Below are 9,998 nucleotides of genomic sequence, written 5' to 3' on the forward strand. Positions count from 1 at the left end.
CTCGGTAGTGGCCCCCGGGCACGAGACCCGGGAGCTTCGATCGAAGACCGGCCCGCACCAGCGCGCCTCTCCGCCTCCGTCGACACCGTCCCCGGCCACACGGGCCGACGGACGCAAAGACGAACACGTAGGAGAAACCGCTAGTGGAGAACGAGACCCACTACGCCGAGGCCGTCATCGACAACGGCTCCTTCGGCACCCGCACGATCCGCTTCGAGACCGGCCGCCTCGCCAAGCAGGCCGCCGGCTCCGCCGTCGCCTACCTGGACGACGACACGATGGTCCTCTCGGCGACCACCGCCTCGAAGCGCCCCAAGGACCAGCTCGACTTCTTCCCCCTGACGGTGGACGTCGAGGAGCGGATGTACGCGGCCGGCAAGATCCCCGGCTCCTTCTTCCGCCGTGAGGGCCGGCCGTCCGAGGACGCCGTCCTCACCTGCCGCCTGATCGACCGCCCGCTGCGCCCCTCCTTCAAGAAGGGCCTGCGCAACGAGATCCAGATCGTCGAGACGGTCATGGCGCTCAACCCCGACCACCTGTACGACGTGGTCGCCATCAACGCCGCCTCCTGCTCCACGCAGCTGGCCGGTCTGCCCTTCTCCGGCCCGATCGGCGGCACCCGTGTCGCCCTGATCAAGGGCCAGTGGGTCGCGTTCCCGACGCACACCGAGCTCGAGGACGCCGTCTTCGACATGGTCGTCGCCGGTCGCGTCCTGGAGGACGGCGACGTCGCGATCATGATGGTCGAGGCCGAGGCCACCGAGAAGACCATCGAGCTTGTCAAGGGCGGCGCCGAGGCGCCGACCGAGGAGGTCGTGGCCGCCGGTCTCGAGGCCGCCAAGCCCTTCATCAAGGTCCTGTGCAAGGCCCAGTCGGACCTCGCCGCCAAGGCCGCCAAGCCCACCGGCGAGTTCCCGGTCTACCTCGACTACCAGGACGACGTCCTGGAGGCGCTGACCGCCGCCGTCAAGGGCGAGCTCGCCCAGGCGCTGACCATCGCCGGCAAGCAGGAGCGCGAGGCCGAGCTCGACCGCATCAAGGAGCTCGCCGCCGAGAAGCTCCTCCCGGCCTTCGAGGGCCGCGAGAAGGAGATCTCCGGTGCCTACCGCGCGCTGACCAAGAAGCTGGTCCGCGAGCGCATCATCAAGGACAAGGTCCGCATCGACGGCCGCGGCATCACGGACATCCGTACGCTCGCCGCCGAGGTCGAGGCCATCCCGCGCGTGCACGGCTCGGCGCTGTTCGAGCGTGGCGAGACCCAGATCCTGGGCGTCACCACCCTCAACATGCTCCGCATGGAGCAGCAGCTGGACACCCTCTCCCCGGTGACCCGCAAGCGCTACATGCACAACTACAACTTCCCGCCGTACTCCGTCGGCGAGACCGGCCGCGTGGGCTCGCCCAAGCGCCGCGAGATCGGCCACGGTGCGCTCGCCGAGCGCGCCATCGTGCCGGTCCTGCCGACCCGCGAGGAGTTCCCCTACGCGATCCGCCAGGTGTCCGAGGCCCTCGGCTCCAACGGTTCGACGTCCATGGGCTCGGTCTGCGCCTCCACCATGTCGCTGCTGAACGCCGGTGTGCCGCTCAAGGCCCCCGTCGCCGGCATCGCGATGGGCCTGATCTCCGAGGACATCGACGGCCAGACGCACTACGTCGCCCTCACCGACATCCTCGGTGCGGAGGACGCCTTCGGCGACATGGACTTCAAGGTCGCCGGTACGAAGGAGTTCGTCACCGCCCTCCAGCTCGACACCAAGCTGGACGGCATCCCGGCCTCCGTCCTGGCCGCGGCCCTCAAGCAGGCCCGCGACGCCCGCCTCCACATCCTCGACGTGATGATGGAAGCGATCGACACGCCGGACGAGATGTCCCCGAACGCCCCGCGGATCATCACCGTCAAGATCCCCGTGGACAAGATCGGCGAGGTCATCGGCCCCAAGGGCAAGATGATCAACCAGATCCAGGAGGACACCGGCGCCGAGATCACGATCGAGGACGACGGCACCATCTACATCGGTGCCGCCGACGGCCCGGCCGCCGAGGCCGCCCGCGCCACGATCAACGGCATCGCCAACCCGACCATGCCGGAGGTCGGCGAGCGCTACCTGGGTACGGTCGTCAAGACCACCACCTTCGGTGCCTTCGTCTCCCTGCTCCCGGGCAAGGACGGCCTGCTGCACATCTCGCAGATCCGCAAGCTCGCCGGTGGCAAGCGCGTGGAGAACGTCGAGGACGTGCTCGCGGTCGGCTCGAAGGTCCAGGTCGAGATCGCCGAGATCGACCAGCGCGGCAAGCTCTCCCTGATCCCCGTGATCGAGGGCGAGGACGAGGCGAAGGACGACACCGACAAGTGACGTCCCGTAGTTCCGTGACGACGGCCCGCCCCTCTTCGGAGGGGCGGGCCGTCGCCCGTACCCAAACGCTCCTCAAGGGCAGGGACGGCATCGGCACGGTCCGCCGCACCACCCTGCCCGGCGGCCTCCGGATCGTCACCGAGACCCTGCCCTCCGTGCGCTCCGCCACCTTCGGCATCTGGGCGCACGTCGGCTCCCGCGACGAGACGCCGACCCTCAACGGCGCCACCCACTACCTGGAACACCTCCTCTTCAAGGGCACCCACAAGCGGTCCGCCCTCGACATCTCGGCCTCGATCGACGCGGTCGGCGGCGAGATGAACGCCTTCACGGCGAAGGAGTACACCTGCTACTACGCCCGGGTCCTCGACACCGACCTGCCGCTGGCGATCGACGTCGTCTGCGACATGCTCACGGGCTCGCTCATCCTCGACTCCGACGTGGACGCCGAACGCGGTGTGATCCTCGAGGAGATCGCGATGACCGAGGACGACCCCGGCGACATGGTGCACGACCTGTTCGCGCAGACCATGTTCGGCGACACCCCTCTGGGCCGCCCGGTCCTCGGCACCGTCGACACGATCAACGCGCTCACCCGGGACCAGGTCGCCCGCTTCTACAAGAAGCACTACGACCCGACCCACCTGGTCGTCGCCGCCGCCGGCAACGTCGACCACGCCACGGTGGTACGCCAGGTCCGCCGCGCCTTCGAGAAGGCCGGCGCCCTCACCCGTACCGACGCCCTGCCGATCGCCCCGCGCGACGGGCACCGCACCATCCGCACCGCGGGCAGGGTCGAGCTGCTCGGCCGCAGGACCGAGCAGGCGCACGTGGTCCTCGGCATGCCGGGCCTGGCCCGCACCGACGAGCGCCGCTGGGCGCTCGGCGTGCTGAACACCGCCCTCGGCGGCGGCATGTCCTCCCGTCTCTTCCAGGAGGTCCGGGAGAAGCGCGGCCTGGCCTACAGCGTGTACTCGTACACCTCGGGCTTCGCCGACTGCGGCCTCTTCGGCGTGTACGCGGGCTGCCGGCCCAGTCAGGTCCACGACGTGCTGCGGATCTGCCGGGACGAGCTCGACAAGGTCGCCCGCGAGGGGCTCACGGACGACGAGATCGCCCGCGCCATCGGCCAGCTCTCCGGCTCCACCGTGCTCGGCCTCGAGGACACCGGTGCGCTGATGAACCGCATCGGCAAGAGCGAGCTGTGCTGGGGCACCCAGATGTCGGTCGACGACATGCTGACCCGGATAGCGGCCGTCACCCCGGACGACGTACGGGAAGTGGCCCGCGATGTACTGGAGCAGCGGCCTTCCCTCTCGGTGATAGGCCCGCTGAAGGACAAGCAGGCGGACCGCCTCCACCAAGCGGTCTCCTGACCGACGAGTCCCCTAAGGAAGTGCGATGAGCAAGCTGCGCGTGGCGGTCCTCGGTGCCCAGGGCCGCATCGGCTCCGAGGCGGTCAAGGCCGTCCAGGCCGCCGAGGACATGGAACTGGTCGCGGCCCTCGGCCGCGGCGACAAGCTGGAGACCCTGGTCGAGGCGGAGGCCCAGGTCGTGGTCGAGCTGACCACGCCCGACTCGGTCATGGAGAACCTCGACTTCTGCGTGCGCCACGGCATCCACGCGGTCGTCGGGACCACCGGCTGGAACGAGGAGCGCCTCGCGCGGCTGAACGAGTGGCTCGCCGCCTCCCCGGAGACCGGCGTCCTGATCGCCCCGAACTTCTCCATCGGCGCGGTCCTGACCATGAAGTTCGCGCAGATCGCGGCGCCGTACTTCGAATCCGTCGAGGTCGTCGAGCTGCACCACCCGCACAAGGTGGACGCCCCCTCGGGCACCGCCACCCGTACGGCGCAGCTGATCGCCGAGGCGCGGGCCGGGGCCGGTCTGGGCGCCCAGCCGGACAACACCGCCCACGGTCTGGAGGGGGCGCGCGGCGCGGACGTCGACGGCGTCCGGGTCCACTCCGTGCGCCTGGCGGGCCTGCTCGCCCACCAGGAGGTGCTGCTCGGCGGGGAGGGTGAGACCCTGACGGTCCGCCACGACTCCCTGCACCACTCCAGCTTCATGCCGGGCATCCTGCTGGGCGCCCGCCGCGTGGTGGGCACCCCGGGCCTCACCTTCGGCCTGGAACACTTCCTGGACCTGGGCTGAGGTCATGGGCGGAAAGATCACGTACGTCTTCCTCTCCACCGTCCTCGTCCTCGTCTTCGGCGTGGTGGGGATGGAAGGCGTCCTGCTGTTGCTGACGGGCGAGCCGGCCGCGATGGGCATGGGCGCGGTCGCGTTCCTGCTCCCGCTGGTCGGCGCCTGGTTCCTGTGGAAGAACACCCGCTTCGCCCGCCGGGCCAACCGCCTGGCCGCGGAGCTGGAGGCCGAGGGCGGGCTGCCCGTCGACGAGCTGAAGCGCACCGAGGGCGGCCGCATCGACCGCGACTCGGCCGACGAGGTCTTCGCCCGGCGCAAGGCCGAGACGGAGGACTCGCCGGACGACTGGCGCTGCTGGTTCCGGCTCGCGGTGGCGTACCACGACGCCCGGGACACCCCGCGCGCCCGCCAGGCGATGCAGCGGGCGATCGCGCTGCACGAGGCCGCCTAGCGCCGCCAGGCGGGCGCGGGGCCCCGTCCTAGCGGGCGGCGGTCCCCGCGTACTCCGCGCTCCAGGCCTCGACCGTGTCGGCGGCGCGGTCGAAGGCCTCGACGCGGGAGAGGAAGTCGGAGTTGTGGTCGGTGAGCAGCAGCGTCTGCTCACCGCCGTGGCGTACGAGCATCAGGGCCTGGCCCTGGACGGTGCGGGGGAGTCCCAGCCAGCGCACCGGCTGCTGGGCGGTCCGTACGGCGGAGACCTGCGGCCACGCCACGGTCCTGGTGGAGAAGAACGACACCTGGCGCAGCCCGGCCCGGCTCACCCACACGCCCATGCGCAGCAGGCGCAGCGAGGCGCCGATGATCAGCACGGCAACGCCGAAGGTGAAGGCGGCGCCGCCGAGCGCGCCGGCGACGGCGATGACGACGGCGGCGAGCAGCACGAACGAGGCGAGCAGCAGCGCGAGCGCCGCCATCCCCACCCGCCACGGTCCGGGCCGGTAGGGACGACGCCACTGGTCGTGGTCGTCGAACGGCAGCGCGATGTCGTCGGTCGCGTCGAAAGCACGGTCGGCCGTCAGAAAGGGCAGGGGCACGACAGGTCCTCACTCACAAGCACGTTCGGTGGGCTGTGCCCGGTGAGGCTACCTCAGCGCCCGTCGGAAGCCTCGGACTGCTGCTGGTGCCCGGCCGCGCTCCCCGACTGCAGCGAGGGGACCCCGAGGACCAGCGACCCGACGAGCCCGGCCACCACCGTCAGCCCGATCAGCGTACGGCCCACGATCTGCGAGACGGTGGGACGCTCCCGAGGCGGCGGAGTGACGTTACTGCGGAAGCGGTCGGACTCCGCGACGAACGCGAACGGGACGGCCTCTCGCCGGCTCAGCATCAGGGCCACTCTCCTCGGACTCGATGGTGTTGGTGTCTGTCACAGGTACAGACGAGCGAATCGAGCTTTTGGTGCCCTTTTTCATCAAAGCGGCCGAATCTCATCCTTGGGTAGGACGTGGCTAGAGTGGGCGACTGCAACCGCCCGACTGGAAGGACCGCCGGTGACCGACAGCCCCACCGAGAACGAGAAGATCGACTTCAGGAGCGACGTCACCGTCGATCTGGTGAAGAGCGCGGCCGGCGACTCCGACGTGCTCTGGGCGGCGCGGGTGTCCACGGCGGGCGAGCAGTCGCTGGAGGAGCTCCAGAAGGACCCGGAGCGCTCCAAGGGCCTGATCAACTACCTGATGCGGGACCGTCACGGCAGCCCCTTCGAGCACAACTCGATGACGTTCTTCATCAGCGCCCCGATCTTCGTCTTCCGCGAGTTCATGCGGCACCGGGTGGGCTGGTCGTACAACGAGGAGTCGGGCCGCTACAGGGAGCTCCAGCCGGTCTTCTACGTCCCGGACACCTCCCGCAAGCTGGTCCAGGAGGGCCGTCCCGGAAAGTACGTCTTCGTCGAGGGCACCCAGGCGCAGCACGACCTGGTGAGCCGCTCCATGGAGGACTCGTACCGCCAGGCGTACGCGACCTACCAGGAGATGCTGGCCGCCGGCGTCGCCCGCGAGGTCGCCCGCTCGGTCCTCCCGGTGGGCCTCTACTCCTCGATGTACGCCACCTGCAACGCGCGCTCCCTGATGCACTTCCTCGGTCTGCGCACCCAGCACGAGCTCGCCGCGGTGCCGTCCTTCCCCCAGCGGGAGATCGAGATGGTGGGCGAGAAGATGGAGGAGCACTGGGCCCGGCTGATGCCGCTGACCTACGCGGCCTTCAACAAGAACGGCCGCGTGGCCCCGTAGAGCACATAAGTACGAACTTCTCGCGCGAAGTGTCCGTATTGCGACGTTTCACGAAGTTCATCTAGGCTGATCAAACGGACCCGGCACTGCTTGAACCCCCGAGCAGGCAGTGCCGGGCTCCCTTTCTGACGTCCCCCTAGGGGACACCCGGCGCTGAGCAGCGAGTAGCGTGTTACCCATGGCTCCGATCTCCACTCCGCAGACCCCCTTCGGGCGGGTCCTCACCGCCATGGTCACGCCCTTCACGGCGGACGGCGCACTCGACCTCGACGGCGCCCAGCGACTTGCCACCCACCTCGTGGACGCCGGCAACGACGGCCTGGTCGTCAACGGCACCACCGGCGAGTCCCCCACCACCAGCGACGCGGAGAAATCGCAGCTCGTACGGGCCGTACTCGAGGCGGTCGGCGACCGCGCCCACGTCGTCGCGGGCATCGGCACCAACGACACCCACCACACCCTCGAGCTCGCCCGCGCCGCCGAACGCGACGGCGCGCACGGCCTGCTCGCCGTCACGCCGTACTACAACAAGCCCCCGCAGGAGGGCCTGTACCGGCACTTCTCGGCCATCGCCGACGCCACCGAGCTCCCGGTGATGCTCTACGACATCCCCGGCCGCAGCGGCGTCCCGATCGACACCGAGACGATCGTCCGACTCGCCGAGCACCCCCGGATCGTCGCCAACAAGGACGCCAAGGGCGACCTCGGCCGCGCCAGCTGGGCCATCGCCCGCAGCGGCCTCGCCTGGTACTCCGGCGACGACATGCTCAACCTCCCGCTGCTCTCCGTCGGCGCCGTCGGCTTCGTCTCCGTGGTCGGCCACGTGGTCACCCCGGAGCTGCGCGCCCTCCTGGAGGCCCACCTGAACGGCGACGTCCAGAAGGCCACCGAGATCCACCAGCGGCTGCTCCCGGTCTTCACCGGCATGTTCCGCACCCAGGGCGTCATCACCACCAAGGCCGCCCTCGCCCTCCAGGGCCTCCCGGCCGGGCCCCTTCGCCTGCCGCTCGTGGAGCTCGGCAGCGAGGAGACCGCCCAGCTCAAGCTCGACCTCGCCGCCGGCGGGGTAGAGCTCTGACGACAGACTTCACAACTGAAGACACGTAACTGAAGACAAACAGCATGTGCACGAATGTCATGCGCGCCACGTGCCCGAGCCGGCACGTGGCGCGTGTGGTGAGGAGAGACTTTGAGCCATCCGCATCCTGAACTCGGCACCCCGCCGAAGCTGCCCAAGGGCGGCCTGCGTGTCACCCCGCTCGGCGGTCTGGGTGAGATCGGCCGGAACATGACGGTCTTCGAGTTCGACGGCCGTCTGCTGATCGTCGACTGCGGCGTCCTCTTCCCCGAAGAGGAGCAGCCGGGCGTCGACCTGATCCTGCCCGACTTCACCACCATCCAGGACCGCCTCGACGACATCGAGGGCATCGTCCTGACCCACGGCCACGAGGACCACATCGGTGGTGTGCCGTACCTGCTCCGAATGAAGCCGGACATCCCGCTCATCGGCTCCAAGCTGACCCTCGCCCTCATCGAGGCCAAGCTCCAGGAGCACCGGATCCGCCCGTACACCCTCGAGGTGGCGGAGGGCGACCACGAGCGTCTCGGCCCCTTCGACTGCGAGTTCATCGCCGTCAACCACTCCATCCCCGACGCGCTGGCCGTCGCCATCCGCACCCCCGCGGGCATGGTCGTCCACACCGGCGACTTCAAGATGGACCAGCTGCCGCTGGACAACCGCCTCACCGACCTCCACGCGTTCGCCCGGCTGAGCGAGGAGGGCATCGACCTCCTGCTCACCGACTCGACGAACGCCGAGGTCCCGGGCTTCACGGCACACGAGCGGGACATCTCCAACGTCCTGCGCAACGTCTTCGCCAACGCCCAGAAGCGCATCATCGTGGCCAGCTTCGCCAGCCACGTGCACCGCATCCAGCAGATCCTGGACGCCGCCCACGAGTACGGCCGCAGGGTCGCCTTCGTCGGCCGCTCCATGGTCCGCAACATGGGCATCGCCCGCGATCTGGGCTACCTCCGGGTCCCGGCCGGCCTCGTCGTCGACGTCAAGACCCTCGACGACCTGCCGGACGACGAGGTCGTGCTGGTCTGCACGGGCTCCCAGGGCGAGCCGATGGCCGCCCTCTCCCGGATGGCCAACCGCGACCACCAGATCCGGATCGTCCCCGGCGACACGGTCATCCTGGCCTCGTCCCTGATCCCGGGCAACGAGAACGCGGTCTACCGCGTGATCAACGGTCTGACCCGCTGGGGCGCCAACGTCGTCCACAAGGGCAACGCCAAGGTCCACGTCTCGGGCCACGCCTCGGCCGGCGAGCTGCTGTACTTCTACAACATCTGCAAGCCGAAGAACCTGATGCCGGTCCACGGCGAGTGGCGCCACCTGCGCGCCAACGCCGAGCTCGGCGCGATGACGGGCGTCCCCAAGGACCACATCGTCATCGCCGAGGACGGCGTCGTCGTCGACCTGGTCGACGGCCGCGCCCGGATCACCGGCAAGGTCCAGGCGGGTTACGTGTACGTCGACGGCCTCTCGGTCGGCGACGTCACCGAGTCCTCGCTGAAGGACCGCCGCATCCTCGGCGAGGAGGGCATCATCTCGGTCTTCGTGGTGGTGGACTCCTCCACCGGCAAGATCGTCAGCGGCCCGAACATCCACGCCCGGGGCTCCGGCATCGAGGACTCCGCCTTCGACGCGGTGCTCCCGAAGGTCGACCAGGCCCTGAACAAGTCCGCCCAGGACGGCGTGATGGAGCCGCACCAGCTCCAGCAGCTGATCCGGCGCACGGTCGGCAAGTGGGTCTCGGACACCTACCGCCGCCGCCCGATGATCCTCCCGGTGGTCGTGGAGGTCTGACGGACCGGCACCAACCAGGAGCGGGGCGCCTCGATTTGCATCGGGGCGCCCCGCTCCAGTACGTTTACGGCTCCGCCAGAACGGGAACCGCCGAGCGCCGCAGTGCGCCGGTACGGAAACCGGGAGGGCGGGAAAACCGACTCAGAACTTCTGATAAAGTCGGAGCCGCTGAAAGGCCCCCAAGCAAAAGCGAAAGGGACCGGAAAGCACCGAGGAAATCGGATCGGAAAGATCTGATAGAGTCGGAAACGCAAGAACGAAGGAAGCGCCCGGAGGAAAGCCCGAGAGGGTAAGTACAAAGGAAGCGTCCGCACCTTGAGAACTCAACAGCGTGCCAAAAATCAACGCCAGATTAGTTGATACCCCGTCCATCTTCGGATGGTCGAGGTT

At 69.2% G+C, this 9,998-nt stretch carries 10 protein-coding genes; 7 read left to right on the plus strand and 3 right to left on the minus strand.

The window, feature by feature from the left end:
• Positions 1–143: 143 nt before the first annotated feature.
• The 4 genes from ACH414_RS10705 to ACH414_RS10720 are packed head-to-tail and all read left to right on the plus strand — an operon-like array spanning position 144 to position 4,953.
• On the plus strand, positions 144–2,354 hold the full coding sequence (locus ACH414_RS10705; protein ID WP_382547822.1) for a polyribonucleotide nucleotidyltransferase: 2,211 nt from the start codon (positions 144–146) through the stop codon (positions 2,352–2,354).
• Positions 2,351–3,730 (plus strand): M16 family metallopeptidase, encoded by a 1,380-nt coding sequence (locus ACH414_RS10710; protein ID WP_382547820.1) that lies wholly within the window; start codon positions 2,351–2,353, stop codon positions 3,728–3,730. The genes ACH414_RS10705 and ACH414_RS10710 overlap by 4 nt, the downstream gene beginning before the upstream one ends.
• A 25-nt stretch (positions 3,731–3,755) precedes the next feature.
• Positions 3,756–4,508: a 4-hydroxy-tetrahydrodipicolinate reductase gene (dapB, locus tag ACH414_RS10715; RefSeq protein ID WP_382547818.1), complete on the plus strand. Its 753-nt coding sequence runs from the start codon at positions 3,756–3,758 to the stop codon at positions 4,506–4,508.
• A 4-nt stretch (positions 4,509–4,512) separates the two neighbouring features.
• A complete protein-coding gene (locus tag ACH414_RS10720; protein ID WP_382547816.1) occupies positions 4,513–4,953 on the plus strand; it encodes a hypothetical protein in 441 nt (146 codons plus the stop codon).
• A 28-nt stretch (positions 4,954–4,981) separates the two neighbouring features.
• Here the strand turns inward: ACH414_RS10720 and ACH414_RS10725 are convergent, their stop codons facing one another.
• Together ACH414_RS10725 and ACH414_RS10730 are read right to left on the minus strand one after the other, a co-directional pair.
• Entirely contained in the window at positions 4,982–5,536 is a 555-nt protein-coding gene (locus tag ACH414_RS10725; RefSeq protein WP_398941501.1) for a hypothetical protein, read from the minus strand.
• 53 nt (positions 5,537–5,589) lie between these two features.
• Positions 5,590–5,829, minus strand: coding sequence for a hypothetical protein (locus ACH414_RS10730; RefSeq protein WP_382547812.1), 240 nt, complete (start codon positions 5,827–5,829; stop codon positions 5,590–5,592).
• A 163-nt stretch (positions 5,830–5,992) separates the two neighbouring features.
• Between ACH414_RS10730 and thyX the strand changes: the two genes are divergently transcribed.
• From thyX to ACH414_RS10745, 3 genes are all read left to right on the plus strand, one after another.
• Positions 5,993–6,733 carry an FAD-dependent thymidylate synthase gene (gene thyX, locus ACH414_RS10735; RefSeq protein WP_382547810.1) on the plus strand — a complete coding sequence of 247 codons (741 nt, stop codon included), beginning with the start codon at positions 5,993–5,995 and terminating at the stop codon, positions 6,731–6,733.
• Positions 6,734–6,911: 178 nt separating this feature from the next.
• Complete coding sequence (gene dapA / locus ACH414_RS10740) at positions 6,912–7,811, plus strand: 4-hydroxy-tetrahydrodipicolinate synthase (RefSeq protein WP_382547808.1); 900 nt, start codon at positions 6,912–6,914, stop codon at positions 7,809–7,811.
• A 111-nt stretch (positions 7,812–7,922) separates the two neighbouring features.
• Positions 7,923–9,608 carry a ribonuclease J gene (locus ACH414_RS10745; RefSeq protein ID WP_382547806.1) on the plus strand — a complete coding sequence of 562 codons (1,686 nt, stop codon included), beginning with the start codon at positions 7,923–7,925 and terminating at the stop codon, positions 9,606–9,608.
• 141 nt (positions 9,609–9,749) lie between these two features.
• Here ACH414_RS10745 and ACH414_RS10750 read toward each other — a convergent pair.
• The coding region (locus tag ACH414_RS10750; RefSeq protein ID WP_398941503.1) for a hypothetical protein at positions 9,750–9,998 on the minus strand (249 nt) is incomplete at its 5' end.

The organism is Streptomyces sp. NPDC020422, from assembly GCF_044386705.1.
In the GTDB taxonomy this organism is placed as follows: Bacteria; Actinomycetota; Actinomycetes; order Streptomycetales; family Streptomycetaceae; genus Streptomyces.

What these genes read in the sequence shown, in the direction of transcription:
- dapA (WP_382547808.1), top strand. Translation starts at nt 6,912, where the DNA reads ATGGCTCCGATCTCCACTCCGCAGACCCCCTTCGGGCGGGTCCTCACC.
- dapB (WP_382547818.1), top strand. Translation starts at nt 3,756, where the DNA reads ATGAGCAAGCTGCGCGTGGCGGTCCTCGGTGCCCAGGGCCGCATCGGC.
- ACH414_RS10720 (WP_382547816.1), top strand. Translation starts at nt 4,513, where the DNA reads ATGGGCGGAAAGATCACGTACGTCTTCCTCTCCACCGTCCTCGTCCTC.
- ACH414_RS10730 (WP_382547812.1), bottom strand. Translation starts at nt 5,829, where the DNA reads ATGCTGAGCCGGCGAGAGGCCGTCCCGTTCGCGTTCGTCGCGGAGTCC.